Source organism: Thalassoglobus sp. (assembly GCF_048270125.1).
GTDB lineage: Bacteria > Planctomycetota > Planctomycetia > Planctomycetales > Planctomycetaceae > Thalassoglobus.
The window spans coordinates 1-15,631 of sequence record NZ_JBLWTN010000033.1 but is presented as its reverse complement, the minus strand read 5'-3'; the positions used below and the strand labels follow the sequence as shown (position 1 = coordinate 15,631).

The 15,631-nt window shown below is 49.9% G+C and carries 10 protein-coding genes; 3 read left to right on the top strand and 7 right to left on the bottom strand.

Annotation, left to right across the window (positions count from 1 at the left end; all coding sequences use genetic code 11):
* Positions 1 to 11 precede the first annotated feature (11 nt).
* The 3 genes from ACN0YR_RS22445 to ACN0YR_RS22435 form a co-directional block, all read right to left on the bottom strand.
* Complete coding sequence (locus tag ACN0YR_RS22445) at positions 12 to 944, bottom strand: YybH family protein (protein WP_417851448.1); 933 nt, start codon at positions 942 to 944, stop codon at positions 12 to 14.
* Positions 945 to 1,472: 528 nt separating this feature from the next.
* The gene (locus tag ACN0YR_RS22440; RefSeq protein WP_417851447.1) at positions 1,473 to 1,925 is read right to left on the bottom strand and encodes a hypothetical protein; all 453 of its coding nucleotides are present in this window, start codon (positions 1,923 to 1,925) and stop codon (positions 1,473 to 1,475) included.
* Positions 1,926 to 2,172: 247 nt separating this feature from the next.
* Positions 2,173 to 2,745 (bottom strand): hypothetical protein, encoded by a 573-nt coding sequence (locus ACN0YR_RS22435; protein WP_417851446.1) that lies wholly within the window; start codon positions 2,743 to 2,745, stop codon positions 2,173 to 2,175.
* 195 nt (positions 2,746 to 2,940) lie between these two features.
* Here ACN0YR_RS22435 and ACN0YR_RS22430 point away from each other — a divergent pair, with 195 nt between their 5' ends.
* Positions 2,941 to 4,065, top strand: a complete 1,125-nt coding sequence (locus ACN0YR_RS22430) for a dihydrodipicolinate synthase family protein (RefSeq protein WP_417851445.1) — start codon at positions 2,941 to 2,943, stop codon at positions 4,063 to 4,065.
* 1,177 nt (positions 4,066 to 5,242) lie between these two features.
* Entirely contained in the window at positions 5,243 to 6,199 is a 957-nt protein-coding gene (locus ACN0YR_RS22425) for a restriction endonuclease (protein WP_417851444.1), read from the top strand.
* Between the two features lie 359 nt (positions 6,200 to 6,558).
* On the opposite strand, the gene ACN0YR_RS22420 is transcribed toward ACN0YR_RS22425, so the two are convergent.
* Both ACN0YR_RS22420 and ACN0YR_RS22415 read right to left on the bottom strand, forming a co-directional pair.
* Positions 6,559 to 7,503: a cation diffusion facilitator family transporter gene (locus tag ACN0YR_RS22420; protein WP_417851443.1), complete on the bottom strand. Its 945-nt coding sequence runs from the start codon at positions 7,501 to 7,503 to the stop codon at positions 6,559 to 6,561.
* 1,217 nt (positions 7,504 to 8,720) lie between these two features.
* Positions 8,721 to 10,016, bottom strand: a complete 1,296-nt coding sequence (locus ACN0YR_RS22415; protein ID WP_417851442.1) for an ankyrin repeat domain-containing protein — start codon at positions 10,014 to 10,016, stop codon at positions 8,721 to 8,723.
* A 466-nt stretch (positions 10,017 to 10,482) separates the two neighbouring features.
* Here ACN0YR_RS22415 and ACN0YR_RS22410 point away from each other — a divergent pair, with 466 nt between their 5' ends.
* A complete protein-coding gene (locus ACN0YR_RS22410) occupies positions 10,483 to 11,001 on the top strand; it encodes a hypothetical protein (protein WP_417851441.1) in 519 nt (172 codons plus the stop codon).
* 402 nt (positions 11,002 to 11,403) lie between these two features.
* On the opposite strand, the gene ACN0YR_RS22405 is transcribed toward ACN0YR_RS22410, so the two are convergent.
* Positions 11,404 to 12,636 (bottom strand): PQQ-binding-like beta-propeller repeat protein, encoded by a 1,233-nt coding sequence (locus ACN0YR_RS22405; protein WP_417851440.1) that lies wholly within the window; start codon positions 12,634 to 12,636, stop codon positions 11,404 to 11,406.
* A gap of 220 nt (positions 12,637 to 12,856) precedes the next feature.
* Positions 12,857 to 14,938 (bottom strand): hypothetical protein, encoded by a 2,082-nt coding sequence (locus ACN0YR_RS22400; RefSeq protein WP_417851439.1) that lies wholly within the window; start codon positions 14,936 to 14,938, stop codon positions 12,857 to 12,859.
* Positions 14,939 to 15,631 lie beyond the last annotated feature (693 nt).

Sequence of the window (15,631 nt, the reverse complement as noted above, 5' to 3'; positions counted from 1 at the left end):
AATCTGTGATTTTACTTAACTGGAACGCTGCGTCTGATGACCACTTCGTCCGCCTCGGGAAGTGAAAAGCCTCCACGAGTTCTGTCGGTTGACCTCCAGGTGAAGGCATTGTCGTCGATCCGGATGTAATAGTTGACAGCCGAAGTGACGCTTCCATCTCCAGCGACCCCCTGCATCGCCCCTGTCCAGCCCCCCTCCGTTGGAAGCCAGGCACCGGTAGCACTTCCACCATCGGAGCTGAACTCCCACGACTGGACGTGACCTGCATCCGGATTCCAGCCGATGATCTGCAAACCCTCGCTTGTCGACCCGTCTAAATGAGTCGCAGAATGGCGTCGTTCGAGGAATGTCTTGTTCGCAATCCAGCGGCAAGTCGATTCAAGCTTGACTCCATTTTCTTCCGCCACCCAAGAACCAACGAGCCAATCAAGATCCTTGAGAGAATGGTAAGCAGCCGGTGCCTGAATCTCGCTATCACGAACCGAAGCCATCTTCCACTTGCCAGCGACCTTCACGTGAATGGCTCGATATTGAGCCATTCCTGTTGAACCGGGAGTCGCGGGTTCTACCGACGTACGCCCATCTTCAATAGCAGCATCATCGCTTAGTATTTTTACGGAAGCGATCGCAATGCTGATCTTCGCCTTGGGATTCGCTTTAAAGAATCCGACGTACGCTTTCTCGATCGCTTCTCGACCGGTCAGCGTGCCACCATTTCTCGTTTCATCAATGTATTCACCATCCTCAGTCCAGAATCCCGCGACCGCTTTAGCATCATGTTTGTTGAAAGCGTCTGCAAACAATTTTGATTGTTGACGGATCGCAGCGACCTCAGGGTCTCGAGGGTTCGCAGAGTCCGCCTTAGCAGACTCCTGTGCAATTGCGTGGTGCGAGGAAACGCAGCCCAAGAGGAAAATCGAAACGGAAAGCAGCAGAATCTTCATATCGATATCCAACAATAATAAGTGAGGACAGGCTTCGCCCACTGCGATTTGACAACGGATGAAAAGTGTTCGAAGAGAGTGAGTCGTAAGAGTTTTTCACGTCCATTCGAAATGGAAGTGCATTGAAGTGCTTGGATGTGAGTTGAATTATATCGCGAGAATCGGCGATCCACAATGAAATCGAACCACGAGCTTTGGTGGAGCATCCGCTCATTGGTAGTCACTGAAAATGCCCCGCCCCTCACAATGACAAGGAACACAAACAGGACTTCACTATCACAATTTAGAGCTGGTGATCGCGTTCTGCCTCGTGGCGAAAGACACCATCTTGATGAATGGAACACGTTCGACGAGCACTGCAAAGTACGCATTCAGGGTGTGTATTTTTTGATTGAGCACCGTTGGGTACGTTTCGAGTACCGTCGAAAGATCACTCGAATCGCAATCCGGTCTTGCATTTTTTATTGAGCAATCGCCCGCTAATTCGGACACGCATAGCCTGCCCTAACTTCTGGCTTGGTACCTTGCTCAGTCTTTGACGAGACGTATGAGAAACGGGATTTTGGCACCGGAACTTTGTCGCGTAAACATCCCCTGCCAGATCTTGGGATCTTTTCCGACGAGTACGAATTCGTAGTCACCTTCGCCGTCCTGATTCATCGAAGATGGAACTTTGTCGATTTTCATTTTTGTTTTTTCTTCGTCACCGTTCCAACTGCCGATGACCACAGGAACACCTTGGTTTGGAGAATTCCAAACTTTCCCATCAGGCGTGGCCCGGAATCGGGGGCCCCATTTCAACTTGCCAGTCTTTCCATCATCCCCCTTTGTGCCGATTTGCCAAATGATGCCCACGATTTTGTCTTCTGCAAATGACGGCGCGCAACTTGTCGCCAATGTGCCCAGCATCAAAGTGAAAGTTAGCAATTGCCCTTTGTAGTGCATTGTATCTCCTGGTTTATTTCCAGTAACGATCGACATCTGAAGGTGACTCTAGGATATTCTTTGAGAGTCGCTGAGGAAAAATGCGACAGCCCGCTTTGCAACGTATCAAAAAAATTCAAGAGGCGTCAAGGAGTTCAAAAAATGATTCATTCACGACCGCATCAACAGATTGAGCCATTCACCTTAAGGAACTGATCTTCCTTGCTTCAGGCTTATCTTTCTATTCCAGGCCAGCCTGATTGCGTCGACTGTCTACCTCAGGAATGGTAAATGTTGGAAATCGTTAGCTCGAGAAGATGACTTCGATGACAGCATCTCGAAAGGATTTCCAAGGCCACGCACGTTCAACGATTTTAGAGTCGCACAGGAGAGCTTCGTGGTCGATCCGAACAATTGGACAATCCAGCTGATCACTCATTTGGCTAATGTCAAAACAGACTGGGTCGTGGAGCCCGGCACCTGCTCTGGCAAATGGAATGTACCGAGGGAACAGTAAACTCTCTGTGGAATATTGGCTTTGGGAAATCGAATTGATAAGCCCCTCAAGCCCTTCGCCTGGAGGGTTTGCGAATAGCTGGAAAACTTTGAGATCCACCTCTAACCAGCGAAAGGAAAGTACAAGAGCTTCGTACAAGCACGGGAGCGGACCGCCCCCGATAGCATTGTAGAGTGAGCCAAGAGTTTCCAGTGGTGTTGAAATGCTTGCAGGTTGCCAAACTGGAATCGTGTTCCATGTCTCCCAGTCCTCAGCTGTTTGATCTACAACGAGTTCGGGATAGTTTGATTCCAATAGAAGCATGTCGTCAAGTTTTGCGAATGAATCGACAAACTGTTGGATGAGTTTTCTGTCCGACATGTCATGACCATTTTGGGTAACGACGTCACTTCTCGATTTCTCTTTGTGACACAAAACTGAAACCAGTGCCGACAGCTGTTCGATTAGATTTCGTCACAATCCAATCATCGAGCGCTACGTTTTCTGGCCGATCTCTACAGATTTCAGTATAACCGCTGGCAACCTTTACGAAGCATCTCTGAATGAGGAACACCGATGAAGAACGAAGAACTTGTCTCCAGACGAAGTCTATTGAAGTCCACTCTGCTGGGGGCCTCGAGCGTCGCAACTGGTACGCTGTTGCAGACTTCGATCGGTGCGGCACCTTCAGAAACAATTGCGAAGCAAGTTCCAGTGAAATTGAGAAGCCCTGACTATCCTCGATTTCGCGGACCGTTTCCAATTCTCTCAACTCCTTTTACCAACTCTGGTGACGTGGACTTCGAGGTGCTTGCCCGCGAGGCACGGTTTGCCGATTGGTGTGAGAGCCCCGGCATGATCTGGCCGCAGTCGAATGATAGTGTCGATCTGTTAACCCAAAACGAAAAACTCGAAGGGATGGAAGTACTCGCCAAGACGAGTCGAAACCTGAAAACGACAGCCCTTTGCCTCGGTGTACAGGGTGAGGATACCGACGACATGCTCGTCTATGCCAAACATGCCAGGAAGCTCTCACCCACAGCGATCATCTCTCGACCACCCGACACCGGCAAGACACAAGAGGACTTGCGACAATACTGGCGAGCACTCGCCTCTGTCATCACCGAGCAGCCAGTGATGATCCAGACAACCGCCCGCCGCGGTGGAGTCTCCCCTTCTACTGAATTGCTAATCGAACTGGCTGAAGAGTTCCCCAATTTCGGATACGTTAAGGAAGAATCGAATCCGGTCATCCCTCGCGTGCGCAAGTTACTCGAATCACCGTCGATTCGTAGTGTGTTCAGCGCCAGAGGGGCCTATGGATGGCTCTATGAGTCGCGCCTCGGAACCGAAGGGCTTGTGACGGAACGTCTCGCCTACGCCGACATCCTCGCAAAAATCTGGAAGCTGATGAGAAGCGGTGACGATCCCGCTATGCTCAAGGATATGTACAGCAAGCTGACGCTGATGTTCAATCTTTCGCAAACCCACCCCGGCAATTTACGTGGCTATAGTCTTTACCTGTTAAAAATGCGTGGTGTCTTCAGCACGATGGTTTCGAGGCAATATGGTCCAAATGGGACTACTCCCGCTCAACCGATCATTCAAGACCTGACACTCTCGAATGAGGAAATCGCCGAAATCGAATGGAGATTCGAGTCGCTGAAACCGTTCCTGAAGCCGGGCAAGTTCACAGGATAAACTTTCTCGCTTCATTCTTGAGGAGACTCTGACCTGTAGAGAGCATTTCAATTTAGCGACGGGTGGCAAGCTCAGATGGTGGCGGACGGATAACACGCTCAGACTGAAGCGGCGGGTGGCACGCTCAGACTGGAGCGAAGCGGACGGATGGGCGTGGCGAATTTCGCGTTGACTCTCATTCTTCCACCATTGGTAAGGTTCTATCCATTTGAAGCGGGACGCCTTCTTCTCCTGCGTACCAGCGGGGTGGGTGGCACGCTCAGACTGGAGCGAAGCGCAAGGATGGGCGTGGCGAATTTCGCGTTGACTCTCATTCTTCCACCATTGGTAAATGTTCTATCCATTTGAAGCGGGACGCCTTCTTCTCCTGCGTACCAGCGGGGTGGGTGGCACGCTCAGACTGGAGCGAAGCGCAAGGATGGGCGTGGCGAATTTCGTATTGACTCTCATTCTTCCACCATTGGTAATGTTCTATCCATTTGAAGCGGGACGCCTTCTTCTCCTGCATACCAGCGAGCACTCGACCATTTTCAATCAACTGCTGTCTCAGCTAGCAAGGTGGGTGGACTTCGTCGATCGGTGTTAATGGTGGGATTCGCAACTTAATTAAGAAAGAAATCATATCTTTTGAACAAGGTATGACGAGGACGTAACCCACCAGATCGCTGTTCAATTTTCTCCCCCCTGCGCCTCTGGTATGGAAACAAATTCAAACAATCCGGGAAAGCCGTTATGGTACCCCGCTGATCGTATCGCCGACGCTGCTTGAGAAAGTACGTCTTGCCGTTATTTGAGTCGTGAACTCTCATTTTATTCGAGACCTTGTCGATGATTGAGTCTCTACTTCATACTCGCCACGCCCATCACTCCACTCCGTTCCGTTCTGGGTCGTGCCACACAATCCAACCGAACAAGTCAGTCGAGCCCGTCGGTTCTACTATAAAATGCTGTTCGCCACGAGGCAGAACCTGCAAACCAATTCGAAAGATGCTCTAAAAGCTGTCGATGACAGTGCCTTCTATTGAACATCGACAGGGAATGGTAGAACATCTTGTGCTTACAGCACCCAACCGTCTCGGTCGGGCCACCCAGCGCAAGATGTCGATTTGCAGTAAATTAAAGTAGACAGAGTTTGCTGATCGCATTCCTGGAATTCAGAAACCTTGGGGCTATTTCAATGTCAGCAAAGAAGAAGTCAAGTTTACCCGGGGTTAGCCTTGAGATAGCAGTCGCCAGGATTCAGAAAATGATGGCCCCGAACTCAGAGGTTCTTCATGATGAAATACTTCTGGACCGGATTGGAAACAATCGGCAATGCGATGTTGTGATCCGTGGGGAGTATGCTGGCTGGCCAATACTTGGAATCATTGAATGCAAAGATCATTCAAGAAAAAAAGGGCCGGATGAAATTGAAGCCTTTGCCAAGAAGACTGAGCACTTGAGAGCCAACTTCAGATTATTTTTTTCGAGAAAGGGGTTTACACAACAAGCGCTGAGATTGGCTGAGCATGAAAATATCGGATGCTTGTCCTTACTTCCCGATGATCCTGATCAAGCAGGCTTCAGCATCGGTCAAATGTTCTATGGTGTCGTGGATCTATGGCGAAACACCTCTTTACAAATTCATTTTGCTCCCGAGACTATACACAACACACCTTTCAAGTTTGATAGCGAGTCTGTGCTCTGGCAAGGCAAGCCTGTGTTCAACTGGTTTCTACGTGAGTTGTTCACAACTCATAAGGATGCTGAACCTTCTGAACCAGGAAAGGCATTTGTTTTGACAGTCAAGTTTGATCAACCAACAGATTTTGAAATTGACGGCAAGAGCTTCAGACTTACAGCCATTTCTTGCATCTCTCAAAGAAGTAAGACATACAAAAAAAAATGGGTATCCTGGAGTGGAGACGCTTTTTATGATTGGCATAAGAAACGCTTCACTGTTCCCCCGAAGGGGCTAATCGTTGGAAGTTCGATTGAATCTGACGTGAGAGAATGGGACGACTATGAAGGAGAGCTTCCAGATATGTCTAACGAAAATAATCCTGGATTTCTGAATGTAATAGTTCATTATAAACAGGCTTGGGACAGTTCATTAAATCAGAATACGCCTGATTTAAGTAGTTTTATTCTATAAATCCTGGTTCAGTAATAGGCGGGCTGGCCCGACTGACTTGTCGGTTGGGGCGATTGAGCGACAAGATGAACTCACCATGAGCTTTCTTTTCAAGTCGACTTTTAATGAGAGAAAGATCCCCCCCGGATGGGCCAGTGAAGTGTTAATGACAACGAAAAACAGATTCTCTGTGTCACTTTTCCGTGCTTCAAACGACGGCAGAGCTTGCAACTCGACCTGGATTAGAGCAGTTTGCTCTACCATGTACCCGTGAAGAACGCATTTCTCTACTAAAAAATGCTGTTCGCCACGAGGCAGAACCTGCAAACCAATTCGAAAGATGCTCTGGTGCGAGCAAATTTCATCGAGCCGCCTGGTTGTCACTCTTCGCTGTTCTCAGGTGACTCTTCAACGGTTTGGAGGAGTTCGTGCGTATGAGGAAAAGGCTCCAGATGGACCAGAACATCTCTCAAGTTTGAAAACTCCAGTAAGAGCCTGTCTTTCACTTGGTGCCCGATGCGATGCCCCGTAGCAACGGAGAGGTGCTGATCGACCTCGATGTGGATGTCGGCAAAGAACTCCAGCCCCGACTTTCGTACCCAGAGCGTTTCCACATCCTCCACGCCCTCAACCGACATCGCCACTTCTCGGATGTGATCTACAAACTCGGAATTGGCCTGCACGTCCATCAGTTCGCTGGCGCTGGAACGAAAGAGTTGTGTGCCGGACCAGACGATGGCGGCAACAACAACGAGAGAGGCAACCTTGTCGGCCCAGATATATTGAGGCCCACCGAGAAGAATGACAGCGAGCCCCGTCAGGACCGCAAGAGAGCAGAACGCGTCGCTACGGTGATCCCAAGCATTGGCGATGATCGAGGATGATCCCGTTCGAATTCCGACTCGCACATTATACTGGTACAGCCCCTCCTTGATGAGAACATTGGCTCCTGCAATCCAGAGCGTCCAGACTGGCGGGATTTCGTGTTGCGCGTTGATCCGTTGAATCGCTTCCCAACCGACGAACACCGCGGAGACGATGATGAGCAACGCTACATTTGAGGCAGCGATCCCTTCTGCTCGTGTGTGTCCATATGGGTGTTCGGCGTCAGCTGGACGTTGAGCGACGCGGAGAGCAAACAGGACCACGATGGTCGCCACCACGTCACCAATCGAGTTGACTGCATCCGCAATCAGCGAAAATGAGTTGCCGAAGATGCCACCGATCAGTTTCACGACTCCCAGCAACAGGTTCACGACAAGCCCCAGAAAGGCAGCTTGCGTCACTTCGGCGTAAGTGCGTGATATCTCAGTCCGGTCTAACAAGGCGTCAATTCTCTCAACAGGCAAAAGTTTCAGACGATGGAACGAATCGCTTGGCCCATTGTAGCGTTCAACGATCGTTTCCGCGTGAATCAAATGCCATTGATGCAATGACTGGCAAGAACATGATTTGACACCTCATCACATATTGCCTCGCAGCTTGTCTTTTCCAGTAGAACAGACCACTGTCCTATCATGCTGTCCCGTAAAATGAAGGAACAATGACGAGGTCGCCCGGTGATGAATTCAAGCACGCTGCACTAGAGCAGTTTGCTCTACCGTTTGCCCGTGAAGAACGCATTTTTCTAGAACTGATCCTGAAACATGAAATTGCTCTCTCAAACGTTGAGGAAAGCGGCTATTCCAGAGGTTTTCGGACTGGTTCTAGTAAAAATGCTGTTCGCCACGAGGCAGAACCTGCAAACCAATTCGAAAGATGCTCTATGAAGCAGGTCAGGCTCAGAGTGCCACTGCTGGCTTGTCCAGCAGTGCCAATGGACGTTTAATTTGGGCAGGGTGGTGGCCTTGTTTAGTAATCGTAGGTTGGGTCAACGTTACCCACATTTACAATCATGAATTGTAATGATTTCAGCGCGTACCTTTCACGTGATGCTCACCAACGAAAGCACGACACTTCGTAACTCGATAGTCAGTAATGAAATAGAATGATTGTATGAAAGAGCTTGAGTGGCGAATCTATGAAATGTCTTCCTCGTCAAGAGGCAGAAGTTCGCTAACCGCATATCCTATGCCGTGAAGTTGCCTCTGGAATATCAAAAAACGCAGGGAAACAGGCGAGATTTCGAGCAAAGATGTGGGGAACGTTCAGGTGAAGCGAATGATGAAATGTGATCCCATGCAATCGTCAAGGAGTGAAATCGTATTCTTGCGTTGATCGCAGCAGAGATTCGCGTAACCCAACATTTGGAGTACTTGAAATCATTGCGATTTATCGTCGGTCGAATTCCGACAAGTCATTTTCTTTACGGTTGTCACAAACCGTCTGGCATCGATCTTGCCTACGTAGCTCGGAAGGAACTACAACAATGAAGCAATTCACGATGTGCGGGTTGAATTGCAACATTTCGAGTGAATGACCATCGTCCTCAGCTTTGTTGGGTTACGTGAATCTCCAATTGAAACAGAGTTGCCAGAAACAATCCCAACGGTTTCCAGCAACCAAAGCAAACTCTCATTCGCTTCACCCAACCTACGATTACTCATTTCGGTTGATGATCCACCGTCCGCCATTTCAGCGAGCCAAGATCAAGCTCGAATTGGTCCGTGTTGGGGGAGAGTGTTGCGTTGTCGTCATCCCCAGAGACCTGAACGTCTCCCGCCTCAACAGTAATGACGTTTCTAGATGCATCAAACTTTGCACAATGACGATGCAACCAACTCGGCATGTCTCCGTCCGTCTCGACCTTTTCGAAACACCAAGTATCCAGTTCGAGTCGATAGACAGGAGTGACCCCAATCTCTCTTTGATCGACATATCCGAGACAGCCGATGACGTAGATCGCATTCTCAACAAGCGTCGCCGTGTGGAAGTCCGTTGGCGGAAAATTCTCCTTCGGATACCCGTAAATCTGAAATCCTCCCGTTCCATCATGGACGACAACATCGTTGTAGATGCAGAAATCAGGATCGTAATAATCTTCGTGCTCTCCCCCGATTTGGACAAATCGACCATCCGACAACGGGGTCAAGGTAGCTCCAAAACGGTCGTAGCACCAGACAGGACCTGGGTTTGAAAAGGGATCATCATCCTTAAAGCGTTTGCGTGCCACGTAAGCATTACAGCCAATCCTGATCATGTCGTTCCAGAACGGATTGCCTATAACTTCCGGGTTGCTGCTCCCGAAACGAGGTGACTTGTGGGACCAATACTCCTTCTTTGTGCACTGGAACTTTGTCGTGCTCCCTATACCTATATAGTCACGTTGGATTTCGGTTGGAGCCAGACTCAGGTTATCTCCAACATCGAGAAACAATTGTAGGCATTCCACACTTTGGACCTGAGTAATCAGTGGCTCGACAGATGGATTCTGTCCATGCTCTTCGAGAATGTCCCGAGGGTTCGTCGAAAGCTTCCATTCGTCTTCGGACATAATGCCTCGAAGTTCCTCTGGCATTGGTACTTGCATGCTCTCAAGCAGATCCCAATCGTAATGGACTTGCTTGAGCGGATACCTAGGGTGATATCCACGGTCGACGCCATGTGTGATGAGAAATTGGACAGCTTCGACAAAATCATGATCAACAGCATGTCCAAGAGCTGTTGAATTGAAACAATCGGTCAACTCAGGGTCGGCTCCATATTCCAGCAGCAGCTGGACCTTATCAAGATCCTTTGCAGCGATCGCAACCATCAGTGCTGTCTGCTCTAGTCGTCCCGGTGCGTTTACGTTCGTGCCGGTCGCCAAAATCTTTCTGAGACTCTCCAACGGAGCATTCTCTACAGCTCGATGGAACTGTAAGACGTCGTCGCTCAAATTAGTTTCCTTCTCCGACATCACTCTCAACTCCAGATCACTTCAAGCTAGCCGATTAGACTTGTTCCTTTTCGGATTCAGACCCGAGTCTGAAAGAATTGTTCAGGGTAATAAGTGAAGTAGGTCAGGCTCTTTTCGCCTGACGCAACGTGAAAGTTGTCCGTCGACGTTGGCTGAGAAGCCGAGTCTCTAGGGGCAATCTGCTTGCGTCTCGTTAAGGGTTCAAATATCAAAAAATATAGATTCTCCCCAGCCACTTTTCCGGTCGGGATGGACTCGGCAATTCATTTGACTCAAGGATTGATCGCTGAGAATTGCACAGCCCTTCACCCGTATCAGAATATGCATTCGCTTCGGCGAATTCACAGCGTTCGAAAAACATCAACCTGTTTCGAATTGACAGCTGTTTATATGTCGTTCAGGATACTAAAAGTGTCCTACGGAATTCAATTCTGTAGGATGACATGTTCTCTGCAATGAAGTGCAAATGAACCTCCCCAGTCACCGGAGCCTGCTGAGACCGATGCTTTTCACTCAACGCAAGCGAATCAAACTGTTTTCACTACTCGCTACGACGGCGGTTGCAGCGGCGATCTTCGCCTTCGTTCAATTCAAGCATCGAGAAGCCAATGCTCAACGAGCGATCAACCGGGCAGCGTTCTATCAGCGTGTCGTTAAAAAGCAGGCGAATGTCACCGGCTCTCCGTTAGCAAAGGTCGTTGCGATTGATAGCGGAGAACCAGTCGAGGGGACTATTATCGGGATGACTTTGATCGGACCAGACGGCGGTGATGGTGGTTTTTATTGTTTTGTCACGCAAGAGTCAGGCTTGGCTCCTCTTCACCGCCCCCTGACTCCGGGACAATACCAATACCATCTAGAGCCAGATCCTGATTCACGGTTTGCCGTCACGGAGTGGCGCCGTAACCAGCCCTATATTATCGTTGCCAGCGACGGCACGACCACGGTGCCGACTCTGCAGTTGGAAGTCGCCACCGGCGGATAACATCCGTTGCACACAGTGGCGCAATTTTAACGGTTTTGAAGTTAATGTTGCTCTTCGCGACCCGGTGAACGGTGATGTCTTGTAAGGGTAATCCCGTTGGGGCGCGATGCCATTGCGAAACGCACCAGACTGGAGGTCCAATCTGGTGCGTTGCGATGGCTATTCCGAGCATCCTACTCACATGGCAGTTTTTTTCATGAACGGCCGGTGTGAGGAGAGTTCTAAAGCATCTTTCGAATTGGTTTGCAGGATCTGCCTCGTGGCGGAAAGCATTTTTATTAGAACCAGTCCGAAAACCTCTGGAATAGATGCTTTCCTCAACGTTTGAGTGAGCAATTTCAAGTTTCAGGATCAGTTCTAGAAAAATGCGTTCTTCACGGGCACACGGTAGAGCAAACTGCTCTAATCGTTTTGGGCTTTCAGGCAGGCCAATGTGTGGAAGCCACGGAAGTAGGCTCTTCCGTTGGCAACGGTGGGGGTGGCGTAGGACTCGTCGCCGAGGGGACTTTTTCCGTAGAATTTGTATTCGGGTTTGGCATCAATAACGGCGATCTCTCCATCTTCTGCGATGCAGTAAATCTTTCCATCGATCATGACTGGCGAACCGGAATAGGTTCCGCCGACACGCTCGCGCCAGACGTTCTTAGAAAAGTCTCCACTGAGGTCGACGCAACAGACAATGCCGTCATCGTTCCATAGGTAGATGTGTCCTTCGTGAACGATCGGAGTTGGAACGTAAGGCAGGTTTTGTTTGCGCTCACTTTTCACAGCCCCCTGCTCTGCCGGGTCGACTCCGACAAGGTTCGAGCCCCGTCCACCTGAGCCACAAGTGGCGAAGAGCAACCCATTCCCATAAACCGGTGAGGCGACTGTTCGTTTTGGGAGTTCACCGGATTGCCAGAGTGACTTGCCGGTTTGTGGGTCGAGTCCTGTGAGTCCCAAAGCTCCGCACAAGCAGACCAGTTGGTCCTCACCATTCACGTTGATGATGATCGGAGTGGCGTACGATGCTTTGCGAAAGTTCCGCTCGGAAGTCCAAACATGCTCTCCAGTTTTGGCATCCAGGGCGACGACTTTGCTCGGTCCTGCTTGATCCGAGGGGACAATCACTTTTCCGTCGTACACAATTGGTGAAACACCTTGACCATGGGAACTGGTGAACGTTCCCAGGTCTTGTGACCATTGACGTTCGCCCTTGAAATTGTAGGCCAGCAACACGTAATGCTGCTCATCCGCGAAGGCCACATACACAAAACCATCTCCCACGGCTGGAGTTCCCGAGGCGTAGCTGTTTTTGCGATGCAGTTGATTCGCTTCGAGTTTGATCGAATCTTTCCAGATCTGTTCTCCAGTGGTCGCGTTGAAGCAGTGCAGTGTTCGATTTCCGTTCGCTTCGCCGCTGGCCAGAAACAAGAAATTATCCACAACAGTCGGTGAGGAATGCCCTTTGCCTGGAAGTTCGATCACCCATTCATACTGATCCTTCGACCACTGAGTCGGAAGACCTTGCAGGTCACTTTTGCCCTCTCCGTTCGGTCCTCGGAATCGCGTCCAGTCCTGAGCAGATGCCACACTCGTGAGCGCCCCCAGACAGAGAAGTATGACAATGGCTGAAAGTTTTTGAATTGGTTTCATCTGATCCCTCGATGGACTTCCTCGCACCGCGCGTGATTCCGTCCGTAATGATTGAATTTGGACTTCGTTAATCCCATCAGCATCTACAAATTCTCATTATTCTGCAATGATCTCGGCGCATAAAAAAACCGCGACTGATTCCTCAGTCGCGGCTTTTCGGAGTGCAGATCGAATGATCTCAACATGTCAGGTGCCACAGCGAGTGTGGTCAGCAGGAATTTTACTCACCGTAGAACTTGGTCAACTCGTCAGCAGTGAGTGCTTCTTCGACCGATTCGCTGGTGACTCGGGCTCGGAAACGAGCGTTTCCGGATGTCTGGGAAGTCACTCTGACGCGGTAGACAGCCACTTTCCCTGGGCCGAGTTCTGGAATCGTTCGGAACACAATGTTTTGCTGTTCAGCGATGTGCTGTGTTGGTCCAGTCGCTCCTACGAAGCTGACTCCGGTTGCCATCTCGCAAGCGAGTCCAACATCTTTGGCAGCGGCTGAGCCTTCGTTCTTCAAGCGGACTTCGTAAATGGCTTCTGTGCCGGTTTCGACAGGATCGTCGAGGTCGACGACTTCCACTGAGAGGGAGGACGTTCCTTCAATTCGTGTGGTGAACTCAGCATCTGCCAGACTTCCGTGCTCTGAAGTTGCACGAACCAGGTGTTTGTGTTCGCCGAGTGTCTTGGCAGAGAGCGTGACGTTGAGTTCGCTTTTCTCACCCTTTTCAAGGCGTCCGACGAACCAGGTCAGCAGTCGTGTTGATTTATCAAACTGAACACCTTTGTCTGCACTGATGAACTCGAATCCAGTCGGGACTTTGTGCATCAGCTGAACATTGCTCGTGGCAGCAGCTCCGTCGTTGGCAACTGTGAGAGTGAAGACTCCCTGACGTCCCAGATAACGAAGACCAGGGCCGTCGATCGTGGCATTCAAACTTGGAGCGATGACAGAAACTTCAGCGACGGTTCTTTGAATCAACCCTGCGTCGGCACTCGCCTGTACTTGAATTTGATGTTCCCCGCCGGTGACTGCAGCCATTGCAAGTCGGATACTCCGAGATTCTCCCGGGTTCAATGACCCGATCTCCATGAGTAAACGTTTTCCGCGAGCATGCTCAAGTCCGTCGGGAATGACAGCTTCGATTTGGACGTTCGAGGTAATTCCATTTCCCGGATTGGTGACCACGACAGTATGTGGAGCACTTTCACCGATCATGACTTGCTGTGGACCTTGCACTTTCACAGCCAGCAAAGGTTCTGCCACTGTGAAGACATTATTTGCTGTCCCAGTGAAGCGGACGTTGGCTCGTGTGGCGATATTTCCTCGTTCTAAAGGAAGCATCTTGATTCTGATGACCCGCTCTTCACCTGCTTTGAGAGCTGCGAATTGCCAGCCTAAGAAGGTTTCGCTCTTTGAAGGCTTTGGACTGGCATCGAGTAGTCGCACGTTGTTTGGGAAGTATGCTTCGACTTCAACGCCCGAGGCATCGGTTTCCCCAGAGTTTTTCACGACAAGATCACATTGGCATTCCTGTCCAACATTGATCGCTCCCTGCTGCTTCCACTCAATTGTGACAGTCGGAGTTTGTGGTCCGGAGGCTTCGATCGTTGAGACGGTTGGAACCGGTTCCGCGAGAGGAGCTTTGGTAAATCGTTGGCTGAAAGTGACATTTCCTCGATTTGCAGGAGCTGTCTCACTTGCTTTTGCACTCATCGCTGGTGAAGTGGTCTCAACAGCGATCGGTGTTGTCAGTGAAGTTCTCTGGCCAGGAACTGCATCATTCGGATTAGCGGTATTCGGGTTTGCAACAGGCACGCGCGGAGCAACAGGAGCGAATTTTGATTGAGTCGCGACTGGCGAGACGCCGGGGAATGGTCGAGCTCCTCGGCCTTCAGCCCGGACTTGTTCAATTTGTGAGCCAGCGACTTCTGTGTCCTCTTCGAAAGCAGCTTGAACCACACCTTGTGGTCCAAATGTTGCATTCGAATTCTGAGGTGTAATGATAGGTTTGAGCCGTGATCGGGATTCACTCGTTTCGGCTTTGCTCGTTTCAGTATTACTACCGAATAGTTCCGAATAGTAATTCGGAGTCTGAGCTGCCGGAGAAATGGTGACCGGTTGCGGAGCTTGCTTCAGCCCGGCAGAACGCTGGCTTTGCGTTTGCTCTTGTGTCTTATTTTGTCCGGAACTGAAATACTGAAGGCTTGTTCCAGCTGGTTTCGGCTGGACAGCAGAGGGACCAAACACGTCTTGAGCAGCGACGCTGTTCAAGCTGAGACCAACGATTGTTAGAAAGCACGCACTCCGTCGCATGTGATTCTCCCTGCCGCAGTGAGGTTTGAGTCAAACAAAACCCCGGTTCGACTGACTTGTGATAACTCACGAGGCATTCAAATCCGTTTGAACGCGATTCAGTCAATGATTCTGATTCGTAAATTTCCGGAACAACTTTTCCGTCCAAGTTCCAGCTATCTTCGTTTTCGACTCTTGGGAGGACGTTACATGAGAAGAACTTTACGAAAATAACGATTATTCCGATTGTTCTTCTAGAAAATGCTGCGTTGCATCAAAAAACGCTCATGATAAAACCGGTTCATGAGCGAAAGCCCATCTTTTGCCGCCTCGAATCTGTGCGAAAAAGAGGATTTCTCTGTTTTTTGTGCCTGTGAAAATTTGTGCATGTGAAGAAACGGTTCTTTCAGCAAGAGTGCTGAACTTCAAGAGGCTGAACGCATATTTCCAGCCGAATTTGGTACCGAACCGGCCAGAAAACTTGTGGAATCGTCGCTTTTCTCACTGACGTCTACAGAGTTTGAGAGAACGAAATCAGACTTCAGAATCTGTTTCGGAGCCATTCTCAATACGATGCTCGCGTTCTGCCTCGTGGCGAACAGTATTTTTCCTAGACAAATGCGTTCTTCACGGGCAAACGGTAGAGCATCCATGAGGAAGTTTCTGTCAAGTCGGGAGTGAGACGATTGCGGGATTTTCCAGGCATCCATCCGG